Here is a 21,685-nt window from a genome sequence, read left to right on the forward strand (position 1 = left end):
GGGAGCGGGCGCGCCCGCGAAGGGGTTATTCCGGTTGGTCGTAGCCTTCGGCCAGGTGCTGGTCCTTGAGCTTCACGTAGTTACTGGCGCTGTAGGCGAAGAACGCGTGTTCCTGGTCGTTCAGCAGCCGGGCTTGCTTCACCGGGCTGCCCATGTACAGGTACCCACTGACCAGGCGCTTGCCCGGCGGCACCAGGCTGCCGGCGCCGATGATCACTTCGTCCTCCACGATGGCACCGTCCATGATAGTGCTGCCCATGCCGACCAGGATGCGGTTGCCCAGGGTGCAGCCATGCAACATGACCTTGTGGCCGATGGTCACTTCGTCACCGATGATCAGCGGGAAGCCGTCCGGGTTGAACGGGCCGGCATGGGTGATATGCAGCACGCTGCCGTCCTGCACGCTGGTACGCGCGCCGATGCGGATGCGGTGCATGTCGCCGCGTATCACGGTCAACGGCCATACGGAGCTGTCTTCACCGATTTCCACGTCGCCCAGCACTACCGCCGATCGGTCGACGAAGGCCCTGGGCCCAACTTTCGGAGTGTGTTGCTGGAAGCTTCGGATGGCCATGATAGCGTCTCTCATCTGTGCCGATAGGCAGGCTGCCTGCTGCGGTCGGCGTCGATTGTAATTAAGATGGGGCAGTGTTTCTTCTGCCAAGGTATCCAAACCGTGAGTGCGAACAACCCGCTTCTGCAGTCCTACGATCTGCCGCCCTTCTCGCAAATCCGTGCCGAACACGTATTGCCGGCGATCGAAGCGATCCTGGCCGACAACCGTAAAGCCATTGCCGAGATCCTCGAAAAGCAGGGCAAGAACCCTACCTGGGCTGGCCTGGTGCTGGCCATGGACGAACTGAACGACCGCCTGGGCGCCGCCTGGAGCCCGGTCAGCCACCTCAATGCGGTGTGTAACAGCGCGCAGCTGCGCGAAGCCTATGAGTCGTGCCTGCCGGCGCTGAGCGCCTACTCTACCGAACTGGGCCAGAACCGCGCGCTGTTCGAAGCCTACCAGGCGCTGATCGACAGCCCCGAGGCCGCCGGCTTCGACGTGGCGCAAAAGACTATCCTCGAGCACGCCCTGCGGGACTTCCGCCTGTCGGGTATCGACCTGCCGGCGGATAAACAGCAGCGCTACGCCGAAGTGCAGAGCAAGCTCAGCGAGCTGGGCAGCCGTTTCTCCAACCAGCTGCTCGACGCCACACAGGCCTGGACCAAGCATGTTACCGACGAAGCCGCGCTGGCCGGCCTGACCGATTCGGCCAAGGCGCAGATGGCCGCGGCCGCCCAGGCCAAGGGCCTCGACGGCTGGCTGATCACCCTGGAATTCCCCAGCTACTACGCGGTGATGACCTACGCCAGCGACCGCGCCCTGCGCGAAGAGCTATACGCGGCCTACTGCACCCGCGCCTCGGACCAGGGCCCGAATGCCGGCCAGTTCGACAACGGCCCGGTGATGCAGGAAATCCTTGACCTGCGCCAGGAGCTGGCCGAACTGCTGGGCTACAAGAACTACGCGGAGCTTAGCCTGGCCACCAAGATGGCCGAGTCCAGTGACCAGGTGCTGAGCTTCCTGCGTGACCTGGCCAAGCGGTCCAAGCCGTTCGCCGCCCAGGACCTGGAGCAGCTCAAGGCTTATGCCGCCGAGCAGGGCTGCCCTGAGCTGGCCAGCTGGGACGCCGGGTACTTCGGCGAGAAGCTGCGCGAGCAGCGCTACAGCGTGTCGCAGGAAGCCCTGCGCGCCTACTTCCCGATCGACAAGGTGCTGGGTGGCCTGTTCAGCATCGTGCAGCGCCTTTACGGTATCGAGATTGCCGAGCTCAAGGGCTTCGACAGCTGGCACCCGGATGTGCGCCTGTTCGAGATCAAGGAAAACGGCCAGCACGTCGGCCGCTTCTTCTTCGACCTCTACGCGCGCGCCAACAAGCGTGGCGGCGCCTGGATGGATGGCGCGCGTGACCGTCGCCGCACAGCCGCTGGCCAGTTGCAGAGCCCCGTGGCCAACCTGGTGTGCAACTTCACCCCGGCCGCGCCCGGCAAGCCGGCGCTTTTGACCCACGATGAAGTCACCACCTTGTTCCACGAGTTCGGCCACGGTCTGCACCATATGCTGACCCGCATCGAGCATGCCGGTGTATCCGGCATCAACGGCGTGGCCTGGGACGCGGTCGAACTGCCGAGCCAGTTCATGGAAAACTGGTGCTGGGAGCCGGAAGGCCTTGCACTGATCTCCGCCCACTACGAAACCGGCGCCCCCCTGCCCCAGGACCTGCTGGACAAGATGCTGGCGGCAAAGAACTTCCAGTCGGGCATGATGATGGTACGCCAGTTGGAGTTCTCGCTGTTCGACTTCGAGCTGCATGCAACCCATGGCGACGGCCGCAGCGTGCTGCAGGTGCTCGAAGGCGTGCGCGACGAGGTGTCTGTCATGCGCCCACCGGCGTACAACCGCTTCCCCAACAGCTTTGCGCACATCTTTGCTGGTGGTTATGCGGCGGGCTACTACAGCTACAAGTGGGCCGAGGTGCTGTCGGCAGACGCCTTCTCGCGCTTTGAGGAAGAAGGCGTGCTGAATGCCGAAACCGGCCGAGCTTTCCGCGAGGCGATCCTGGCACGTGGTGGTTCGCGCGAGCCGATGGAGCTGTTCGTCGACTTCCGTGGCCGTGAGCCTTCCATCGATGCCTTGCTGCGCCATAGTGGCCTGAGCGAGGACGCTGCAGCATGAGCGAGGTAGCCGTGAACAAGACCAAGAAACGCTTCATTGCCGGGGCGGTATGCCCGGCGTGCAGCGAGACCGACAAGCTGATGATGTGGAACGAAGACGGCGTACCGCACCGCGAGTGCGTGGCCTGCGGCTTTACTGACACCCTCAACGAGCAGGGCTTGTCGGTGCCGAAGGAGCTCGGCACCCGGGTCAACCATCTGGAACCGAAAGCCGCGCCGGCCAAGGTACAGACGGTGCAGTTCTTCCCCAACCCGAAGCTGAAGAAACCGGCTGAATAAAGCCGTCGTGCCGCCCGGGTTCGTGCCCGGGCGGGCATGCCCCGGGTGGTAGATAGTCAGGCCACCTGCTGCACGCTGGCCATGCAAGCTCGCCTGCTCTTCTCTACGAGCAAGGTGTTGCACCATGGACAACCCCCTTCTGCAAAATAGCCGTATCCCCGTCGATTATCCTTCGATCACGCTGCAAAACATGCAGTTTGCCTTCGACCACGTGCTGTTGGCGCACGAGCAAGGCATCGAGCGCATCATTCGCGAACAGCAGGCACTGCCAACCTGGGATGACATGGTGCTGGCGGTGGACGGGCTGGATAGTCAGCTGCTGACGGTGTTGTATGCCGCCTCGCCATTAGTTGGTCGGGATCAAGCCTGGGCCGGCGCCATCTTCGACTTCTTCGCCAAGGCCACGGAGCGGTTCGAACAGAAATTCGCCAATTCAGCACTGCAGGGTCTGTATGAGCGCTTGGCCAACAGCGACATCGGCAAGCAGCTGGATGCCCAGAAACGCGCCACGCTGCGCTGGCATCTGCACAAGTTCACCTCCAGTGGTGTATCGCTCGACCCCGCAGGCAAGGTACGCCTGGCCGAACTGCTGAAACGGATTGGCGCTGCGCGCGAGGCGTTTCGCAGCAACATCAACCGGCCAGGGCTGAGCATTACGGATGAGTCCGAACTGAGCGGCGTACCTCAACGCATCCGTGACGAGCTGGCTACCAGGGCACAGGAGGCGGGTGAGCCGGGTTGGTTGATTGCATGTGAAAGCGTGACTACCGACGCCGTGCTCAAGCATGCCGACAACCGGCAGCTGCGTGAGCGCGTATACCGGGCTTACAACACCCGAGGCGTCGGCCTTGGCCAACAGCAGGATAATCGCTCGCACCTGGAGCAACTGGCGAGGCTGCTGGAAGAAAAGGCCCACTTGCTCGGCTTTGCCAGCCATCTGGAGCAGAGCCTGCATTCGAAGAGCGCGGGTTCGGTTGCCCAGGTGCGCGGCTTTCTTCATGACCTTGCCGACCATGTGCGGCCGGCCGTGCTGCAGTGGCGTGCAGATATGCAGTATCAGGCCGCAGCCAAAGGTCTGGGGAATGTCCAGCCCTGGGACATTGCCTATCTGCAGGCCTCGTCGCGCGAGGTGCTTTCCACCGAAGCCTTGCGCGAACACTTCCCGCTGAATGCCGTGGTCAGCGCATTGCAGCAGTTGGCGGAAAAACTGTTTGGCGTAACGCTGCTGGCCAAGCCGCTGGCAACCTGGGATGACAGCGTGCAACCGTTCGAGGTGTGGCAGGACAACGCCTTGATCGGTTTCCTGTACCTGGACGCCGTACAGCATGCCGGCAAGCAACCTGACTCGGTGTTCACCACCTACATTCGCAACCGCCGGGTCGATGCCGAGGGCATCTTCCAGGCGGCCTCGGTGGTGGTCTACAGCGACGTGCCTGCAGCGCTGCCGGGTAGCCAGCCGTTACTGGACCATCTATCACTGCGCAAGCTGTTCCATGAATTTGGCCATGCCTTGCACCATTTGCTGGTGCGCACGACCAACCACGTGATGTCCAACGTCACCGAACTCGGTACCGATGGCGTGGAACTGTTCGGCAAGCTGTTTGAGCGCTGGGTCTGGGACGCGGATTACCTGGTGGCGATCTCTTCGCCACTTCAGGATGGCAGCAAGCTTTCCCAGGCCCGGGTCGATGAATGCCTGCGCCGCTTGCGGCAGCAAGGTGTGGAAGAAACCGCGCGCGATCTGAGCATGGCGCTGTTCGATCTGGACCTGCATGGCACGCCGAACGATGGCCGGTCCCTCGAGCAGCGCCTGGGCGATGCCCGTGAGCTTTGTGGCTACTGGCCCTTGGCCGATTTCGAGCACCCGGCGCATGCCTTCGACCATCTGGTAAACGGCTACGATGCCGGTTATTACGCCTATCTGTGGTCGGACGTGCACGCATTCGACCTGTTCACCCGCTTCGAGGCCCAAGGCCTGCTGGACCGGGCCACAGGCCGGGCGCTGCAGGAAACATTGCTTGCCCCTGGGGCATCGCGACCTTTACGTGACGGCATTGAGGCGTTTCTCGGCCGGCAGTCAAGCCAACTGCCCTTCCTGCGTTGGCATGGCCTGAAGTGAGAGTGGGCTGACCGGAGGTGCTGGAAAGAATCAGGCATGCGCGATACTGTACATGAATACAGTATTCGGGGTAGGCCATGATTCCTCCAGCACCGCAAAAGGGCCGTGGCACGGCGCACAATCCGCACAACCGCTTTGCCCCCAGCCATTCGGTGGTGGAGGATGACGGCTGGTATCAGGAGGTGCCGCAAACCCAGGGCACCGAGGTACGGGTAGAGACGGCCAAATCGGTGATCAGTCGCAATACCTCGCCCGACCTGCCCTTCGACCGTTCCATCAACCCATACCGTGGCTGCGAGCACGGTTGCATCTACTGCTATGCCCGCCCTTCCCACGCTTACTGGGACCTTTCCCCCGGCCTGGATTTCGAGACAAAACTGATTGCCAAGACCAACGCCGCCGAGGTGCTTGCGCAACAATTGAGCAAACCGGGTTACGTGTGCGCGCCGATCAACCTGGGTTCCAATACCGACCCGTACCAGCCGATCGAACGTGAACAACTGCTGACCCGTCGCCTGCTCGAAGTGCTACTGCGTTTTCGCCACCCGGTGACCATCGTCACCAAGGGGGCGCTGGTGCTGCGCGACCTCGACCTGCTGGCCGAGATGGCTCGCCAGCGCCTGGTGCGGGTGATGATCAGCCTGACCACGCTGGACGATGACTTGAAACGGGTGCTGGAACCGCGTGCGGCGTCACCCAAGGCGCGCTTGCGGGCGATCCGCGTGTTGCGCGAGGCGGGAGTGCCGGTGGGCGTGTTGTGTTCGCCGATGATTCCGATGATCAACGACAGTGAACTGGAACGGCTGCTGGAGGCGGCGAGGGAGGCAGGTGCACAGAGCGCAGCCTACATGATGTTGCGCCTGCCGCTGGAAGTGGCACCGTTGTTCGAGCAATGGCTGCAGGACCATTACCCGCAGCGGGCGGCGCATGTATTGAGCCTGATCCGCCAGAGCCGCGGCGGCGAACTGTATGACAGCCGCTTTGGTGCGCGCATGCGCGGTGAAGGCGTGTTTGCCGAATTGCTGGCGCAGCGTTTTGCCAAGGCCATGAATCGGCTGGAGTTCGAAGGGCGAGAAGCGCAGGCGCTGGATTGTTCGGCGTTTTGCCCGCCGGGTGGGCAGATGGCGTTGTTCTGATGCTTGAGCAGAGCACGGCTTTTGTGGGAGCGGGCGCGCCCGCGAACACCGGCACAGCCGGTGCCATGTACCGAGCTGCCTCCTTCGCGGGCACGCCCACTCCCACAGGTTCTGCGCAGGTTCCGGGTGCCCGCATGTGGCGCATTGCCAGCCCTCAATGCAACTAATTAAAGTTGATAATTGCAGTAATGGCTCTTGGCAGTTGATGTTTTTTTGCTATTATCCAATACCCGCCTTTCCTATCTGGAACACCTGTTCTAGAGCCTTCGAATTAAGTTTCAGTTAAGTTTTCCCCGCTAGCGTAGGAAATCAGTCTTCACCGACTGTGATCTATGGCCCGTGCGTGTCATCTAAATCCCTGCATAGCCAGAATCTTTCACCGGTAAAATGGATTTACCTACACACCGTCAAGAGGATGAATCATGCCCGTCAAGGACCCATCCAAGGTCGTACCGCAGGTCCCCGCGGAGAGCGCCGATGCCGCCCTGAAGCACATCGTCGACGGCTTCCTGCGTTTTCACCATGACGTTTTCCCCGAGCAGCAAGAGCTGTTCAAGAAGCTCGCCACCGCGCAAACCCCGCGAGCCATGTTCATCACCTGCGCCGACTCGCGCATCGTTCCCGAGCTGATCACCCAGAGTTCACCTGGCGACCTGTTCGTGACCCGTAACGTCGGTAACGTGGTGCCGCCGTATGGCCAGATGAACGGCGGCGTTTCCAGCGCCATCGAATACGCCGTACTGGCGTTGAAAGTGCATCACATCATCGTCTGCGGCCACTCCGACTGCGGCGCCATGCGTGCCGTACTCAACCCGCAATCGCTGACCAAGATGCCGACCGTGTCCGCCTGGTTGCGCCACGCCGAAGTGGCCCGCACCGTGGTCGAGAACAACTGCTCGTGCGGCAGCGAACACGAAACCATGCAGGTGCTGACCAAAGAAAACGTCATCGCCCAGCTGCATCACCTGCGCACCCACCCTTCGGTGGCCTCGCGCCTGGCAGCCGGTGAGCTGTACATCCATGGCTGGGTCTACGACATCGAGACCAGCAAGATCGAAGCCTACGACGCTGCCAGCGATACCTTCCTGCCCTTGGCTGCTGGCGAGCCGGTCCCCTGCGCTACTCCGAGAGGCCGCTACTAAGCGACCCATCCACCCGCTGGAACCTTGATAGCCGGCTGCACCCCGTAGGGGTGTGGCACGGCCTTCGGCTGCCTTGAATTCCCTGACTGCCTTGCCGGCACGCCCGCTGGCGGCCCGCGCCTGCGCGCTCGTCAGGGGCAAACGTGCCCACGGCCAGGGGAATGGCTGTGTGACAAAGAAAGGAGAAACACGGTGAACATTACACAGTTGAAAGCGGCCCTGCCGCGTGAGTTGCTGGCGTCGGTGGTGGTCTTCCTGGTGGCACTGCCGTTGTGCATGGGCATTGCGATCGCCTCTGGCATGCCGCCGGCCAAAGGCCTGATTACCGGCATTATCGGCGGTATTGTCGTTGGTTTCCTCGCCGGTTCGCCGCTGCAGGTCAGTGGCCCGGCCGCCGGTCTGGCGGTATTGGTATTCGAGCTTGTACGCCAGCACGGCATGGCCATGCTCGGGCCGATCCTGCTGCTGGCCGGCTTGCTGCAGTTACTGGCCGGGCGCCTGCGCCTGGGCTGCTGGTTCCGGGTTACCGCTCCGGCGGTGGTGTACGGCATGTTGGCGGGGATTGGCGTGCTGATCGTGCTTTCGCAGGTGCATGTGATGTTCGACACCGCGCCGCAGCCATCCGGCATGCAGAACCTGCTGGAGTTCCCGGCGACCGTGGCCGCCGCCCTACCGCAGGAAAGCGCCGGCTCTGGTTGGATGGCCGGTGCGCTTGGCCTGGGCACCATCGCCATCATGTGGAGCTGGGAGCGGCTGCGACCGCAGCGGCTGCGCTTCGTCCCGGGTGCCCTGCTGGGTGTGTCGGCCATGACGGCCATCAGTATCTGGCTGGCTTTGCCGGTGAACCGCGTACAGGTGCCGGCCGACCTGTCCGAGGCCATCGACTGGATCCGCCCTGGTGACCTGATGCAACTGGCCGACCCTACCTTGTTGGTCGCCGCTTTTGCCCTGGCCTTCATCGCCAGTGCCGAAACCTTATTGTCGGCTGCAGCGGTTGACCGCATGCACAGCGGCCAGCGTTCGGACTTTGATCGTGAGCTGTCGGCCCAGGGCATCGGCAATATGCTGTGCGGGGTGCTCGGTGCGTTGCCGATGACCGGGGTGATCGTGCGTAGCTCGGCCAATGTGCAGGCGGGTGCGCAGACCCGGGCTTCGGCGATCTTCCATGGCCTGTGGCTGTTGGCGTTCGTGGTGGCGCTGAGCAGCGTGCTGCAGCAGATCCCGGTGGCTAGCCTGGCGGGTGTGCTGGTGTTTACCGGGGTCAAGCTGGTGGATTTCAAGGCGTTTCGTGGGCTGGGCCGCTATGGCCGCATGCCGATGTTCACCTACGCGGCGACGGCGCTGGCGATCATCTTTACCGACCTGCTGACCGGTGTATTGCTGGGCTTTGCCCTGACCTTGCTGAAGCTGGCACTGAAGGCGGCGCGGTTGAAGATCAACCTGGTCAGCCTGGAGAAGGCTGGACACATGGAGCTGCGGTTGAGTGGCGCGGCCACCTTCCTCAAGGTGCCGGCGCTGACCCAGGTGCTGGATAGCGTGCCGGCGGGGACCACCCTGCATGTGCCGTTGGGTAACCTCAGCTATATCGACCACTCGTGCCTTGAGCTGCTTGAGGATTGGGGGCGCAGTAATTCGGCCAATGGGTCGCGGTTGCTGATCGAGCAGCGGCGCTTGAAGCGGCGGATCGAGGGGCGGATGCGGACTACGGCCGGGGTTGGGGCCTAGAGCCGGAATCTTTGCTGCATGAGCCGGCCCTTTCGCGGGCACGCCCGCTCCCACAGGTAATCCACAGTCATCAAGGCATGTGCTTTCCCTGTGGGAGCGGGCGTGCCCGCGAAGAGGCCGGGACAGGAACTTCAGGCCGGCTGGCCCAGCTCCACCCCCAGCTGCCGTGACAGGCACGGCCAGCGCTTCCACGCCGCGCCTGTTTCCGGGCTGCTCAATTTCTCGCGGTAGGCCTCCACCGACTCCACCGCGAAGCTTTCGTCGTTCAACATTTCATCCACCGAGTGGTGCACCACTTCATCCAGCTGATTGGCAAACGTTTCGCCAATCAGCTGGTGGGCGATCAGGTTGGCGACGGTGGTGTCGACCGGGATCAACGGTTGCTGGAAGTGACGGATGTACAGGTCGTTCACCTCTTCCACCAGGCGGTGCGCCAGGTAGGCCTCATCCAGCAGGCAGTCCAGGCCCACATGCCCTTGCATCACGCTGGGCGGCTGCAGGAAGTAGGCCTCGGCTATTTTCAGTACAGGTTTGATCTGCGATTCGATCCCGGCCTCGCGGGCGACCTCATGGGCGGCCTCCAGCAGTTCCGGAACCTGGTCGATGTAGGCGCTGACGAAGCGCGCCAAAGTACCCTGGGCGTCCTGCTCAGGCAGTTGGATCGAGGGGTGCAGGTGGGGCAGTTGCAGCTCGAGACGCTTTTTCAGTTGGCCGGTCTGGCCTTCGTGTTGATGGGCTTGGCTTACCTGCTCGCGTACAGCAGCGATGTTCATGACAACTCCAGGGACATTACGTTTCAAACGGAAGACACTAAATTAGCTCGGTATACAGAATACCTAAGACGCATTTGTTATAAGTCGCGCAAACGTGTGCATGCTCAGGCATATCGAAAAGCCATTATTGTGCCATGCCGTGTCAAGCGCGCGGTTTTCAGGCCATTCAGCCATTTCATGAAGTTCATTTCACGGGCTTCGTTGCGTGCCGTTGGTCGCTGTCTATACTCCCGGTGAACGTGATTCGTTGATGAGGCCCGACTGCTTTTAGCAGGGGCTCGGTCGTCGAAGCCAGGTAGTCTTGACCACCGTTCCCTCTTGCCGCAGGCCACGCCTCCGGGACTACAAGAACGAGAAGGGGAACCCGCAATGATGCGACATCCACATGTCTGGATGGGCCTCCTGTTGTGGTCGGTTTTTGGTCAGGCCAACGCCGCCTGGACCGTGAACATGCACCCAGGCGCGACGGAAGTCTCCAACGCCGTCTTCGACCTGCACATGACCATCTTCTGGATCTGCGTGATCATCGGCATCGTTGTCTTTGGCGCGATGTTCTGGTCCATGGTCATCCACCGCCGTTCCACCGGCCAGCAGGCTGCGCATTTCCACGAGCACACCTGGGTGGAAATCCTCTGGACCGTGGTCCCCTTCCTGATCCTGGTGGCCATGGCCATCCCGGCCACCAAGACCCTGATCGACATCTACGATGCCAGCGAGTCGGACATTGATATCCAGGTTACCGGCTACCAGTGGAAGTGGCACTACAAATACCTTGGCCAGGACGTGGAGTTCTTCAGCAACCTGGCCACCCCCACCGAGCAGATCCACAACAAGGCACCCAAGGACGAGCACTACCTGCTCGAAGTCGACCAGCCGCTGGTGCTGCCGGTTGGCGCCAAGGTGCGCTTCCTGGTAACCGCTGCCGATGTCATCCACTCCTGGTGGGTGCCGGCCTTCGCGGTCAAGCGTGATGCCATCCCCGGCTTCGTCAACGAAGCCTGGACCCGTATCGAGAAGCCCGGCATCTACCGCGGCCAGTGCACCGAGCTGTGCGGCAAGGACCACGGTTTCATGCCGGTGGTGGTCGAGGTCAAGTCAAAGGCCGACTACGACACCTGGCTGGGCGAGCGCAAGGCTGAAGCTGCCAAGCTCAAGGAACTGACCAGCAAGGAATGGACCCTGGAGGAGCTGGTGGAACGTGGTGACAAGGTCTACCACACCACCTGCGTGGCCTGTCACCAGGCCGAAGGCCAGGGCCTGCCGCCGATGTTCCCGGCGCTCAAGGGCTCGAAGATCGCCACCGGGCCGAAGGAAGCCCACCTGGGCATCGTCTTCCACGGCAAGCCCGGCACTGCCATGGCCGCGTTCGGCAAGCAGCTCTCGGAAGTCGACATCGCTGCCGTGGTCACCTACGAGCGCAACGCCTGGGGCAACAACAAGGGTGACATGGTCACGCCGAAGGACGTGCTGGCGCTGAAGCAGGCAGAAGCGCAATGAACCGGGTTACTCGCGGCAATCAATGGATTGCAGGAGACAGGACATGAGTGCAGTGATCGACGACCACGCCCACGGCCATGACCATGCGCACGGCCCGGCCAAGGGCCTGATGCGCTGGGTGCTGACCACCAACCACAAGGACATCGGCACGATGTACCTGTGGTTCAGCTTCATCATGTTCCTGCTCGGCGGCTCGTTCGCCATGGTGATCCGCGCCGAGCTGTTCCAGCCCGGCCTGCAGATCGTCCAGCCGGAGTTCTTCAACCAGATGACCACCATGCACGGCCTGATCATGGTGTTCGGTGCGGTGATGCCGGCCTTCGTCGGCCTGGCCAACTGGATGATCCCGCTGATGATCGGCGCGCCCGACATGGCCCTGCCGCGGATGAACAACTTCAGCTTCTGGCTGCTGCCGGCGGCTTTCCTGCTGTTGGTCTCGACCCTGTTCAGCCCGGGCGGCGGGCCCAACTTCGGCTGGACCTTCTACGCCCCGCTGTCCACCACCTACGCGCCGGCCAGCGTCACCTTCTTCATCTTTGCCATCCACCTGATGGGCATCAGCTCGATCATGGGCGCGATCAACGTGATCGCCACCATCCTCAACTTGCGCGCCCCAGGCATGACCCTGATGAAGATGCCACTGTTCGTCTGGACCTGGCTGATTACCGCATTCCTGCTGATTGCGGTGATGCCGGTGCTGGCCGGCGTCGTGACCATGATGCTGATGGACATCCACTTCGGTACCAGCTTCTTCAGTGCCGCCGGCGGTGGTGACCCGGTGCTGTTCCAGCACGTGTTCTGGTTCTTCGGCCACCCCGAGGTGTACATCATGATCCTGCCGGCCTTCGGCGCGGTCAGCTCGATCATCCCGGCGTTCTCGCGCAAGCCGCTGTTCGGCTACACCTCGATGGTGTACGCCACCGGCGCCATCGCCTTCCTGTCGTTCATCGTCTGGGCCCACCACATGTTCGTGGTCGGTATTCCGGTGGTCGGCGAGCTGTTCTTCATGTACGCCACCATGCTGATCGCCGTGCCTACCGGGGTGAAGGTGTTCAACTGGGTCAGCACCATGTGGGAAGGCTCGCTGACCTTCGAAACGCCGATGCTGTTCGCCATCGCCTTTGTCATCCTGTTCACCATCGGCGGATTCAGCGGGCTGATGCTTGCCATCGCTCCAGCGGACTTCCAGTACCACGACACCTACTTCGTGGTGGCGCACTTCCATTATGTGCTGGTGCCTGGGGCTATCTTCGGCATCTTCGCCTCGGCCTACTACTGGCTACCGAAATGGACCGGCCACATGTATGACGAAACCCTCGGCAAGCTGCACTTCTGGCTATCGTTCATCGGCATGAACATGGCCTTCTTCCCCATGCACTTCGTGGGGCTGGCCGGCATGCCACGGCGAATCCCCGACTACAACCTGCAGTTCGCCGACTTCAACATGGTGTCGTCGATCGGCGCGTTCATGTTCGGCGCCACGCAGATCTTCTTCCTGTTCATCGTCATCAAGTGCATCCGCGGCGGCGCGCCGGCACCGGCCAAGCCATGGGATGGCGCCGAGGGCCTGGAGTGGTCGATCCCTTCGCCTGCGCCCTACCACACCTTCCAGACGCCACCGGAAGTGAAATAGGAACCGTGCCATGAACGGCCTTTCGCTGAAACGTCTGGTGTTGCGCCTGTTGATGCTGACGGTGGTGATGTTCGCCTTCGGCTTCGCCCTGGTGCCTATCTATGACGTGATGTGCAAGGCCTTCGGCATCAACGGCAAGACCGGAGGGCAGTACGAAGGCAGCCAGGTCAGCGACCCGACGCGTTCGGTGCGGGTGCAGTTCATGTCGACCAATGCCAGCGACATGGTCTGGGACTTCTACTCCACCGCCGACCAGCTGGAGGTCAACCCGGGTGCGGTGAACCAGATGATCTTCATCGCCCATAACCCGACCGACCGGCCGATGAGTGCGCAAGCCATCCCCAGCATCACCCCGGCCGAGGCTGCGGCGTACTTCCACAAGACCGAGTGCTTCTGCTTCACCCAGCAGGTGCTGCAGCCCGGCGAACGCATCGAGATGCCGGTGCGCTTCATTGTCGACCGCGACCTGCCGGCCAGCGTGAAGCACCTGACACTGGCCTACACCTTGTTCGACATCACCGCTCGCCACCCGCCGGTCGCGCATGTCGCGGCCCAGGACGTCCAGGGCGCCCGTTAAGGGAAGGAGAACAGCAATGGCAAGTCATGAGCACTATTACGTTCCGGCGCAGAGCAAGTGGCCGATCATCGCCACCATCGGCATGTTCATCACGGTGTTCGGCCTGGGTACCTGGTTCAACGACATGAAGGCCGGCCACCCCGAGTCGCACGGGCCGCTGATGTTCTTCATCGGCGCGTTGTTCCTGGCCTACATGCTGTTCGGCTGGTTCGGTTCGGTGGTGCGGGAGAGCCGCGCGGGGCTGTACAGCCCACAACTGGACCGCTCGTTCCGCTGGGGCATGAGTTGGTTCATCTTCTCCGAGGTGATGTTTTTCCTGGCCTTCTTCGGTGCGCTGTTCTACGTGCGCGTGCTGGCCGGGCCGTGGCTGGGCGGTGAAGGGGCCAAGGGTGTTGCGCACATGTTGTGGCCGACCTTCGAATTCACCTGGCCGCTGCTGCACACGCCCGACCCGAAACTGTTCCCGCCGCCCAAGGAAGTGATCGATCCGTGGCACCTGCCGCTGATCAACACCATCTTGCTGGTCAGCTCCAGCGTGACCATCACCATCGCCCACCATGCCCTGCGTCGCGGCCACCGTGGCCCGCTGAAATTCTGGATGGCGCTGACCATCGTCCTGGGCGCCAGCTTCATCGCGTTGCAGGCCTACGAGTACCACGAGGCCTATACCAAGCTGGGGCTGACGCTGGGGTCGGGTATCTACGGCGCGACGTTCTTCATGCTCACCGGCTTCCACGGCGCCCACGTGACCTTGGGCACGATCATCCTGATCGTGATGTTCGTGCGCATCTTGCGCGGGCATTTCAACCCGGAGAAACACTTTGGTTTCGAGGCGGCCAGTTGGTACTGGCACTTCGTCGATGTGGTGTGGGTGGGGTTGTTCATCTTTGTCTATGTGTTGTGAATAGAGAACCCTGTGGGAGCGGGCGCGCCCGCGAATGCGTCGGTACATTCAACATCGCATTCGCGGGCATGCCCGCTCCCACAGGGTCAGGTGAAAACTTCAGAAGGGGGCGTGTGAGACCAGCTGACCACTGATGAAGCCCCAGGCCACCAGGCCGATGGTGAGGGCCGCCAGGGTCACCCGCACGGTCAGTGCCTTCAGCAAACGGGTCGAGTTTTCATCGTCCTTGACCAGAAACACCAGGCCGCTGAACAGGCTGGCAATCGTGGCCAACAGCATCAGGACAATCGCGGCCTTGAGCATGGCGATACTCCGGGGGGATGCGGTGATGTGGATAAGTATAGCGATCGGCCCGACGAGGCTCCGATGAGGCCGTTTCGTCCGGGCTGGGTACCAACCCTGGTGGTGCTTGCGCTGCTGCCGGGGCTGATCGCGCTTGGCTGCTGGCAACTCGGCCGTGCCGAGGAAAAGCGCGTGCTGCTGGCCGCCTATGCCGAGCGGCGGGTCGAAGCGCCAGTGGCCATGGCCCAGCTGACAGCGAACCAGGACAATGCCTTCCGCCGCGTGCATCTCTATGGCCGCTTCGACGCCGAGCACACTTTGCTGCTGGACAACCGCATGCGTGATGGCCAGGCCGGTGTCGAGCTGCTGCAACCCTTCCATGACCAGGCCAGCGGCCTGTGGCTGCTGGTCAACCGCGGTTGGCTGCCCTGGCCGGACCGCCGCGTGCCGGTGCATTTCGATACCCCTGCCCAGGCGTTGGCGCTGGACGCTTCGGTATATGTCGCGCCTGGCAGCACGTTCCAGCTGCATCCCGACCCTGCAGGAGGCCAGTGGCCGCACCTGCTGACCGCCGTGGATGCCGCGCAGTTATGGCAACAGCTCGATCGCGAAGGCTTCGCCCAAGAGCTGCGCCTGGAACCCGGCCCGGCGACCTATCGCCTGGACTGGCCGGTCGTTGCCATGGGCCCGGAAAAACACTTTGGTTACGCCGTGCAGTGGTTTGCCCTGGCAACCACTTTGGTACTGCTCTACCTCTACTTCGGCTGGCGCCACAACAAGGAGAAACGCCATGGCCACCGCCACTCCACTGGACGTGCCTGAACGTAGCAAACCCAGAGCCCGCGGGCGTTTGCAGCTGCTGTTGATTCTGCTGGTGGTGCTCGGGCCGATGGTTCTGGCCACCAGCATGTACAAGCTCAAGTTCTGGGTGCCGGACGGCCGCAGCTACCACGGCGTGATGATCGGCAACGGTGAGAGCCTTTCCGATCTCGGCGTGGCGGGCCAGGACGAGCGCTGGCAGCTGCTGGTGAGCGCACCCACAGCCTGTGCCGAGGATTGCCAGCGGCTGGTGTACCTGGCCCGGCAGATCCAGGTCGGCCTGGGCCGTGATGCCAGCCGTGCCAGCCATGCCCTGGCGGCCGCCCAGCCGGCAAGTGCCGATTACCAGGCGTTGCTCGGCCGCGAATACCCACAGTTGCAGCGTTACCCGCTGGATGCGCAACGCTACCTGCAAAAGGTCGGCGAGACCGGCCCGCAGCTGTGGATCGTCGACCCACACGGCAACCTGGTGCTGCGCTACGACGCCAAGGTCAACGGCAAGCATGTGCTGGACGACCTGCGCCACCTGCTCAAGCTGTCCAACATCGGCTAGGAGCCTGCCATGGCCAGACCCGGATTCCGCCTTGCTGTGTTCGCCACCTTGCTGGCACTGCTGGTCGTCCTGCTCGGTGCCTATACCCGCCTGACCCACGCCGGCCTCGGCTGCCCGGACTGGCCGGGTTGCTACGGCTTCATCAGCGTGCCCAAGAGCGAAGCGCAGCTGGCTCATGCCGAGCTGCATTTCCCCGAACACCCGGTGGAAGCCGCCAAGGGCTGGGCCGAGATGGTCCACCGCTACTTCGCCGGCACCCTGGCAATGGTGATCGCCCTGCTCGCCTTGCAGGCGCTGCGCCGGCATGCCCGCGATGGCCAGCCTTACCGCCTGCCCTTGCTGCTGCTGGGCGTGGTGCTGGCCCAGGCAGCCTTCGGCATGTGGACGGTCACCCTCAAGCTGTGGCCGCAGGTGGTCACCGCGCATCTACTTGGCGGCTTCACTACCCTGAGTTTGTTGTTCCTGTTGTCCCTACGTCTGTCGCGGGCCTTTGCGCCCTTGCCAAAGCTGCCATTGAGCCTGCGCCGGATCGCCGCGCTGGCCTTGCTGGTGGTGATCGGCCAGATCGCCCTGGGCGGCTGGGTCAGTGCCAATTACGCGGCCGTCGCCTGCATCGACCTGCCCACCTGCCACGGCCAGTGGTGGCCGGCGGCGGACTTCAGCAATGGGTTCCACCTGACCCAGCATGTCGGGCCCAATTACCTGGGCGGGCAGCTGGACAGTGATGCGCGAACGGCCATCCACATCAGCCACCGCCTGGGCGCATTACTGGTGACCTGCGTGCTGCTGATGCTCAGCTGGAAGCTGCACCGCTGCGGCCTCCCTGGCCTGGCGCGGCTGGTGCTGCTGGCGCTGGTGGTGCAAGTTGGCCTGGGCATCAGCAATGTGCTGCTGCACCTGCCGCTGGCCGTGGCCGTGGCGCACAACGCTGGTGGGGCGCTGTTGCTGTTGAGCATGGTGCTGGTGAACTACCGCATCCGCGTGGTCGACAAGGTTCGCGTGGGTGTCGGCCATGGCTGGCGCCTGCGGCCCGTGGCTGGCGTGGGCATCTCCCACCACATGAGGAATGATTCGTGGCGACGCTTCTGAGCGCACAGAGGGCCAGTTGGCGTGACTACCTGGAGCTGACCAAGCCCAAGGTGGTGGTGCTGATGCTGATCACCTCGCTGGCGGGCATGTTCCTTGCCACCCGTGCGGGTGTCAGCTGGAGCGTGCTGCTGTTCGGCAACCTGGGCATCGGCTTTTGTGCAGGCGGCGCGGCGGTGGTCAACCATGTGGTGGACCGACGCATCGACGCGCTGATGGCGCGTACCCACAAGCGGCCGCTGGCCCAGGGCCGGGTCGAGCCGCTGCCGGCGCTGCTGTTCGCCCTGGCGCTGGCGCTACTTGGCATGGCCCTGCTGCTGGTGTTCACCAACGCCCTCACTGCCTGGCTGACACTGGCTTCCCTGCTCGGCTATGCGGTGCTTTACACCGGCTTTCTCAAGCGCGCCACGCCGCAGAACATCGTCATCGGCGGATTGGCCGGCGCCGCCCCGCCGTTGCTGGGCTGGGTGGCGGTCAGTGGGCATGTCAGCGCCGAGCCCCTGCTGCTGGTGCTGATCATCTTCGCGTGGACCCCACCACACTTCTGGGCCTTGGCCATCCACCGCAAGGAGGAGTACGCCAAGGCCGATATCCCGATGCTGCCGGTGACCCACGGCGAGCGCTACACCAAGCTGCATATCCTGCTGTACACCTTGGTATTGCTGGCGGTAAGCCTGCTGCCGTACGCCATCCACATGAGCGGCCCGCTGTACCTGGCTTGCGCCCTGGTGCTAGGCCTGCGCTTCCTGCAATGGGCCTGGGTGTTGTACCGTGGCAGCCGGCCGCACGCAGCGATCGGCACCTTCAAGTACTCTATCGGCTACCTGTTCGCGCTGTTCATCGCGTTGCTCCTCGACCACTACCTGTTGCTGAACCTATGACCCGAACCCAGAAAACCGTCTTCATCCTCGTTGCCCTGGTCGCGTTGATCCTGGGCCTGACCGTCAACAAGGTGCTCAATGGCCGCGACCAGCCCAACCCCACCGAGCTGATCGATGCCGGCATCATCCTGCTGCCGCAGAGCCGTACCGTGGCCGACGTGACCATGACCAACCAGGACGGCCAGCCGGTGCAACTGGATGACCTGAAGGGCAAATGGTCGTTGCTGTTCTTCGGCTACACCTACTGCCCGGATATCTGCCCGACCACCCTGGCCCAGCTGCGCCAGGTGAAGAGCGAGCTGCCCAAGGAGGCCGTCGACCGGCTGCAGGTGGTGCTGGTGAGCGTTGACCCGAACCGCGACACGCCGAACCAGCTGAAGCAGTACCTGGGTTATTTCGACAAGGATTTCGTCGGGGTGGCGGGGTCGATTGAGGATACCCAGAAGCTGGCCAATGCCTTGAGCATTCCGTTCATTCCGGCCGATACCAGCAAGCCGGGGTATACCGTGGATCACAGCGGCAACCTGGCGGTAGTGGGGCCGGATGGGCGTCAGCGCGGGTTCATTCGGGCGCCGTTCAACAACCAGAAGCTGGTGGCGCAGTTGCCCGGGCTCGTGAAGCGGGATTGAGATTTTTGGGCCTGCTGCGCAGGCCTATCGCGACACAAGGCCGCTCCCACAAAGTACGGCGTACGCCTCGGTCCTCATGGTTTGCCTGCCAGGGCAAATCGCCGGCAAGCCGGCTCCCACAGGGACCTCACAGGGCCTGAGGCTGGCGCTGTACCTGTGGGAGCTGGCTTGCCGGCGAATGGGCCGCAAAGCGGCCCCGGGGATTTCGGATCAGAACGCCGGAACCACAGCGCCTTTGTACTTCTCGTTGATGAACTGCTTCACCTCAGGCGAGTGCAGCGCAGCAGCCAGCTTTTTCATGGCGTCCGAGTCCTTGTTGTCCGGGCGGGCAACCAGGATGTTCACGTAAGGCGAGTCGCTGCCTTCGATGACCAGGGCGTCTTTCTCCGGGTTCAGCTTGGCTTCCAACGCGTAGTTGGTGTTGATCAGGGCAGCATCGACCTGGGTCAGCACGCGCGGGATGGTGGCTGCTTCCAGCTCACGGAACTTCAGGCTTTTCGGGTTCTCGGCAACATCCTTCACGGTGGACAGGATGTTCTTGTTGTCCTTCAGCTTGATCACGCCGGCCTTGTCCAGCAGCAGCAGCGCGCGGCCGCCGTTGGTGGCGTCGTTGGGGATGACCACGGTGGCGCCGGAGGACAGCTCGTCCAGTTTCTTGATCTTGGTCGAGTACACGCCCAGCGGCTCGATGTGCACGCCGGCAACGCTCACCAGCTTGGTACCCTTGGCCTTGTTGAACTCATCCAGGTACGGCTGGTGCTGGAAGAAGTTGGCGTCCAGGCGCTTTTCGGCAACCTGCACGTTCGGCTGGATGTAGTCGGTGAATTCCTTGACCTTCAGCTCCACGCCCTCTTTCGCCAGAACAGGTTTGACGAAGTTGAGGATCTCGGCGTGCGGAACCGGGGTAGCGGCAACGGTCAGGGACTCGGCGTGGGCCGAGAAGGCCGCGACAGCGGCGACAACAGCAAGCAGCTTCTTCATTGATCACTCCTTGTGAGGGCCGCGACGGCCCCCGAACGGGTCGGCCGGGCCGACCCCATTGGGGTTACTTACGGGAAAAATGCACGACCAGTTTGTCGCCCACGCTCTGCAGGACTTGAACCAGTACCAGCAACAGCACCACTGTGACGACCATCACGTCGGTCTGGAAACGCTGGTAGCCGAAGCGGATGGCCAGGTCGCCCAGGCCGCCGGCACCGACCACACCAGCCATGGCGGTGTACGAAACCAAGGTGATGGCGGTCACGGTAATGGCGGCGAAGATGCCCGGGCGAGCCTCCGGCAGCAGTGCGCTGGTGATGATCTGGCGGGTAGTGGCGCCCATCGACTGAGTGGCTTCGATGATGCCGCGGTCCACTTCACGCAGGGCGGTTTCCACAAGGCGCGCGAAGAACGGCGTGGCACCCACCACCAGCGGCGGAATGGCGCCGGCGACGCCCAGGGAAGTGCCTGTGATCAGCACTGTGATCGGGATCATAACGATCAGCAGGATGATGAACGGCAGCGAGCGCAGGATGTTGACGATCAGTGACAGCAGCGCATACACACCCTTCTGCTCGAACATCTGCTTTGGCCCGCAGAGGAACAGCAGCACGCCCAGCGGCAGGCCGAGCAGCACGGTGAAGAACAGCGAGCCGAACAGCATGATCATGGTGTCGACGCTGGCCAGCCAGATTTCGGCCCAGTCGACGTTGGCAAAGAAATTCAGGGCGTCCATCAACGCAGTACCTCCATATGTACGTCAGCTGCCTTGAAGCGGGCGAACGCCGCTTCCATGTCACCGCCGATCAGGGCGAGGGTGAGCTGGCCATAGGGGACATCCTTGATGCGGTCGATACGCCCGGCGAGGATGCTGTAGTCCACACCGGTTTCGCGGGCCACGGTGCCCAGCAGCGGCGCGTAGGTGGCGTCGCCCTGGAAGGTCAGGCGCACGATACGGCCCGGCACGTGGGCGAAGTCGTCACGCTGCTCGCCTTCGTCAACCTGCTCGTCTTCCTGGACGAAGCGCTTGGTGGTGGGGTGCTGCGGGTGCAGGAACACCTCGGCCACCGAGCCCTGCTCGACGATCTGGCCGGCGTCCATCACTGCCACGCGGTCGCAGACCCGGCGGATCACGTCCATTTCGTGCGTGATCAGCACGATGGTCAGCTTCAGCTCACGGTTGATTTCGGCCAGCAATTGCAGGACCGAGGCGGTGGTTTGCGGGTCGAGGGCGCTGGTGGCCTCGTCGCACAGCAGGATCTTCGGGTTGGTGGACAGGGCGCGGGCGATGCCGACGCGCTGCTTCTGGCCACCGGACAACTGCGCCGGGTACTTTTTGGCATGGTCGGAAAGGCCGACGCGGGCCAGAAGCTCGGTCACGCGCTTGTCGATTTCGCTGCGCGACAGCTCGCCGGCCAGGGTCAGTGGCAAGGCGACGTTGTCGGCGACAGTCTTGGAGGCCAGCAGGTTGAAGTGCTGGAAAATCATCCCGACCTGCTGACGGAAACCGCGCAGCTGGCTCGCGTTGAATGCGGTAACGTCTTCGCCGTCGACGATGATCTTGCCGCCGGAAGGCTCTTCCAGGCGGTTGATCAGGCGCAGCATGGTGCTCTTGCCGGCGCCGGAATGGCCGATCAGGCCGAACACCTGGCCATCTTCGATGGTCAGGCTGGTCGGATTCAGTGCGGGGATTTCCCTACCGGCGACGCGGTAGGTCTTGTGTACCTGTTGGAACTCGATCACGTAGCGAACCTTGTGGGGCGCATGGAATTTGGGTCAGCGGTTAGCTGGGGTCGCGCATTTTAGCCTTTTCCCATAGCTGTTCTTAGCATTTATTTCGTAATGCACCAATCCTTCGGGCATATCGCGACAACCGGTAATCCTGATTGAACGCTCGGCAAAGCCTCCCGGTCACTACTTGCACACAGCCCGAAACGGGTAT

At 62.8% G+C, this 21,685-nt stretch carries 21 protein-coding genes; 15 read left to right on the forward strand and 6 right to left on the reverse strand.

What is annotated here, in order from left to right:
* Positions 1-25: 25 nt before the first annotated feature.
* Positions 26-574 carry a gamma carbonic anhydrase family protein gene (locus tag AC2T3R_RS00245; RefSeq protein WP_003261048.1) on the reverse strand — a complete coding sequence of 183 codons (549 nt, stop codon included), beginning with the start codon at positions 572-574 and terminating at the stop codon, positions 26-28.
* Between the two features lie 66 nt (positions 575-640).
* On the opposite strand from AC2T3R_RS00245, the gene prlC reads away from it, so the two are divergent.
* The 6 genes from prlC (at position 641) to AC2T3R_RS00275 (ending at position 9,128) form a co-directional block, all read left to right on the forward strand.
* Positions 641-2,728 (forward strand): oligopeptidase A, encoded by a 2,088-nt coding sequence (gene prlC, locus AC2T3R_RS00250; RefSeq protein WP_486744474.1) that lies wholly within the window; start codon positions 641-643, stop codon positions 2,726-2,728.
* Positions 2,725-3,006: a YheV family putative zinc ribbon protein gene (locus AC2T3R_RS00255; RefSeq protein WP_013970292.1), complete on the forward strand. Its 282-nt coding sequence runs from the start codon at positions 2,725-2,727 to the stop codon at positions 3,004-3,006. The genes prlC and AC2T3R_RS00255 overlap by 4 nt, the downstream gene beginning before the upstream one ends.
* A gap of 124 nt (positions 3,007-3,130) precedes the next feature.
* A complete protein-coding gene (locus tag AC2T3R_RS00260) occupies positions 3,131-5,125 on the forward strand; it encodes a M3 family metallopeptidase (RefSeq protein WP_486744475.1) in 1,995 nt (664 codons plus the stop codon).
* A 77-nt stretch (positions 5,126-5,202) separates the two neighbouring features.
* Positions 5,203-6,261, forward strand: coding sequence for a PA0069 family radical SAM protein (locus AC2T3R_RS00265; RefSeq protein WP_410953096.1), 1,059 nt, complete (start codon positions 5,203-5,205; stop codon positions 6,259-6,261).
* A 422-nt stretch (positions 6,262-6,683) separates the two neighbouring features.
* Complete coding sequence (locus AC2T3R_RS00270; RefSeq protein WP_013970295.1) at positions 6,684-7,403, forward strand: carbonic anhydrase; 720 nt, start codon at positions 6,684-6,686, stop codon at positions 7,401-7,403.
* A gap of 192 nt (positions 7,404-7,595) precedes the next feature.
* A complete protein-coding gene (locus tag AC2T3R_RS00275; protein WP_013970296.1) occupies positions 7,596-9,128 on the forward strand; it encodes a SulP family inorganic anion transporter in 1,533 nt (510 codons plus the stop codon).
* A gap of 131 nt (positions 9,129-9,259) precedes the next feature.
* Here the strand turns inward: AC2T3R_RS00275 and AC2T3R_RS00280 are convergent, their stop codons facing one another.
* Positions 9,260-9,901 carry a hypothetical protein gene (locus AC2T3R_RS00280; RefSeq protein ID WP_043935172.1) on the reverse strand — a complete coding sequence of 214 codons (642 nt, stop codon included), beginning with the start codon at positions 9,899-9,901 and terminating at the stop codon, positions 9,260-9,262.
* Between the two features lie 369 nt (positions 9,902-10,270).
* Here AC2T3R_RS00280 and coxB point away from each other — a divergent pair, with 369 nt between their 5' ends.
* From coxB to AC2T3R_RS00300, 4 genes are read left to right on the forward strand one after another with little or no spacing between them, the layout of a single operon-like run.
* Positions 10,271-11,398 (forward strand): cytochrome c oxidase subunit II, encoded by a 1,128-nt coding sequence (gene coxB, locus AC2T3R_RS00285; RefSeq protein WP_015268462.1) that lies wholly within the window; start codon positions 10,271-10,273, stop codon positions 11,396-11,398.
* Positions 11,399-11,441: 43 nt separating this feature from the next.
* Positions 11,442-13,031, forward strand: coding sequence for a cytochrome c oxidase subunit I (gene ctaD, locus AC2T3R_RS00290; protein WP_013970300.1), 1,590 nt, complete (start codon positions 11,442-11,444; stop codon positions 13,029-13,031).
* A gap of 10 nt (positions 13,032-13,041) precedes the next feature.
* The gene (locus tag AC2T3R_RS00295; RefSeq protein WP_015268464.1) at positions 13,042-13,608 is read left to right on the forward strand and encodes a cytochrome c oxidase assembly protein; all 567 of its coding nucleotides are present in this window, start codon (positions 13,042-13,044) and stop codon (positions 13,606-13,608) included.
* A gap of 16 nt (positions 13,609-13,624) precedes the next feature.
* The gene (locus AC2T3R_RS00300; protein ID WP_061305069.1) at positions 13,625-14,512 is read left to right on the forward strand and encodes a cytochrome c oxidase subunit 3; all 888 of its coding nucleotides are present in this window, start codon (positions 13,625-13,627) and stop codon (positions 14,510-14,512) included.
* A gap of 99 nt (positions 14,513-14,611) precedes the next feature.
* Here the strand turns inward: AC2T3R_RS00300 and AC2T3R_RS00305 are convergent, their stop codons facing one another.
* Positions 14,612-14,815: a twin transmembrane helix small protein gene (locus AC2T3R_RS00305; protein WP_003258925.1), complete on the reverse strand. Its 204-nt coding sequence runs from the start codon at positions 14,813-14,815 to the stop codon at positions 14,612-14,614.
* 63 nt (positions 14,816-14,878) lie between these two features.
* Here AC2T3R_RS00305 and AC2T3R_RS00310 point away from each other — a divergent pair, with 63 nt between their 5' ends.
* The 5 genes from AC2T3R_RS00310 to AC2T3R_RS00330 are packed head-to-tail and all read left to right on the forward strand — an operon-like array spanning position 14,879 to position 18,762.
* The gene (locus tag AC2T3R_RS00310; protein WP_486744476.1) at positions 14,879-15,616 is read left to right on the forward strand and encodes an SURF1 family protein; all 738 of its coding nucleotides are present in this window, start codon (positions 14,879-14,881) and stop codon (positions 15,614-15,616) included.
* Positions 15,585-16,166, forward strand: coding sequence for a hypothetical protein (locus AC2T3R_RS00315; protein WP_486744477.1), 582 nt, complete (start codon positions 15,585-15,587; stop codon positions 16,164-16,166). Before AC2T3R_RS00310 ends, AC2T3R_RS00315 begins: the two co-directional genes overlap by 32 nt.
* 9 nt (positions 16,167-16,175) lie before the next feature.
* Positions 16,176-17,255, forward strand: a complete 1,080-nt coding sequence (locus AC2T3R_RS00320) for a COX15/CtaA family protein (RefSeq protein WP_015268468.1) — start codon at positions 16,176-16,178, stop codon at positions 17,253-17,255.
* Positions 17,240-18,133, forward strand: a complete 894-nt coding sequence (gene cyoE, locus AC2T3R_RS00325; protein ID WP_013970304.1) for a heme o synthase — start codon at positions 17,240-17,242, stop codon at positions 18,131-18,133. Before AC2T3R_RS00320 ends, cyoE begins: the two co-directional genes overlap by 16 nt.
* Positions 18,130-18,762, forward strand: a complete 633-nt coding sequence (locus tag AC2T3R_RS00330; RefSeq protein ID WP_013970305.1) for an SCO family protein — start codon at positions 18,130-18,132, stop codon at positions 18,760-18,762. Before cyoE ends, AC2T3R_RS00330 begins: the two co-directional genes overlap by 4 nt.
* A gap of 210 nt (positions 18,763-18,972) precedes the next feature.
* Here AC2T3R_RS00330 and AC2T3R_RS00335 read toward each other — a convergent pair whose 3' ends face one another.
* The 3 genes from AC2T3R_RS00335 to AC2T3R_RS00345 all read right to left on the reverse strand — a co-directional run bounded on the left by AC2T3R_RS00335 (position 18,973) and on the right by AC2T3R_RS00345 (position 21,486).
* The gene (locus AC2T3R_RS00335) at positions 18,973-19,743 is read right to left on the reverse strand and encodes a MetQ/NlpA family ABC transporter substrate-binding protein (RefSeq protein ID WP_100413574.1); all 771 of its coding nucleotides are present in this window, start codon (positions 19,741-19,743) and stop codon (positions 18,973-18,975) included.
* A gap of 64 nt (positions 19,744-19,807) precedes the next feature.
* Positions 19,808-20,479, reverse strand: a complete 672-nt coding sequence (locus tag AC2T3R_RS00340) for a methionine ABC transporter permease (protein ID WP_013970307.1) — start codon at positions 20,477-20,479, stop codon at positions 19,808-19,810.
* Positions 20,479-21,486, reverse strand: coding sequence for a methionine ABC transporter ATP-binding protein (locus AC2T3R_RS00345; RefSeq protein ID WP_061305075.1), 1,008 nt, complete (start codon positions 21,484-21,486; stop codon positions 20,479-20,481). Before AC2T3R_RS00345 ends, AC2T3R_RS00340 begins: the two co-directional genes overlap by 1 nt.
* Positions 21,487-21,685: the final 199 nt, after the last annotated feature.

The sequence above is a fragment of the Pseudomonas sp. PVC-5-1 genome (assembly GCF_057444345.1).

Bases quoted from the DNA above. Each gene is read 5' to 3' on its own strand.
- AC2T3R_RS00245 (WP_003261048.1), bottom strand. From the start codon at position 574: ATGGCCATCCGAAGCTTCCAGCAACACACTCCGAAAGTTGGGCCCAGG.
- prlC (WP_486744474.1), top strand. From the start codon at position 641: ATGGGGCAGTGTTTCTTCTGCCAAGGTATCCAAACCGTGAGTGCGAAC.
- AC2T3R_RS00255 (WP_013970292.1), top strand. From the start codon at position 2,725: ATGAGCGAGGTAGCCGTGAACAAGACCAAGAAACGCTTCATTGCCGGG.
- AC2T3R_RS00260 (WP_486744475.1), top strand. From the start codon at position 3,131: ATGGACAACCCCCTTCTGCAAAATAGCCGTATCCCCGTCGATTATCCT.
- AC2T3R_RS00265 (WP_410953096.1), top strand. From the start codon at position 5,203: ATGATTCCTCCAGCACCGCAAAAGGGCCGTGGCACGGCGCACAATCCG.
- AC2T3R_RS00270 (WP_013970295.1), top strand. From the start codon at position 6,684: ATGCCCGTCAAGGACCCATCCAAGGTCGTACCGCAGGTCCCCGCGGAG.
- AC2T3R_RS00280 (WP_043935172.1), bottom strand. From the start codon at position 9,901: ATGAACATCGCTGCTGTACGCGAGCAGGTAAGCCAAGCCCATCAACAC.
- coxB (WP_015268462.1), top strand. From the start codon at position 10,271: ATGATGCGACATCCACATGTCTGGATGGGCCTCCTGTTGTGGTCGGTT.
- ctaD (WP_013970300.1), top strand. From the start codon at position 11,442: ATGAGTGCAGTGATCGACGACCACGCCCACGGCCATGACCATGCGCAC.
- AC2T3R_RS00295 (WP_015268464.1), top strand. From the start codon at position 13,042: ATGAACGGCCTTTCGCTGAAACGTCTGGTGTTGCGCCTGTTGATGCTG.
- AC2T3R_RS00300 (WP_061305069.1), top strand. From the start codon at position 13,625: ATGGCAAGTCATGAGCACTATTACGTTCCGGCGCAGAGCAAGTGGCCG.
- AC2T3R_RS00305 (WP_003258925.1), bottom strand. From the start codon at position 14,815: ATGCTCAAGGCCGCGATTGTCCTGATGCTGTTGGCCACGATTGCCAGC.
- AC2T3R_RS00310 (WP_486744476.1), top strand. From the start codon at position 14,879: ATGAGGCCGTTTCGTCCGGGCTGGGTACCAACCCTGGTGGTGCTTGCG.
- AC2T3R_RS00315 (WP_486744477.1), top strand. From the start codon at position 15,585: ATGGCCACCGCCACTCCACTGGACGTGCCTGAACGTAGCAAACCCAGA.
- AC2T3R_RS00320 (WP_015268468.1), top strand. From the start codon at position 16,176: ATGGCCAGACCCGGATTCCGCCTTGCTGTGTTCGCCACCTTGCTGGCA.
- AC2T3R_RS00330 (WP_013970305.1), top strand. From the start codon at position 18,130: ATGACCCGAACCCAGAAAACCGTCTTCATCCTCGTTGCCCTGGTCGCG.
- AC2T3R_RS00335 (WP_100413574.1), bottom strand. From the start codon at position 19,743: ATGAAGAAGCTGCTTGCTGTTGTCGCCGCTGTCGCGGCCTTCTCGGCC.
- AC2T3R_RS00340 (WP_013970307.1), bottom strand. From the start codon at position 20,479: ATGGACGCCCTGAATTTCTTTGCCAACGTCGACTGGGCCGAAATCTGG.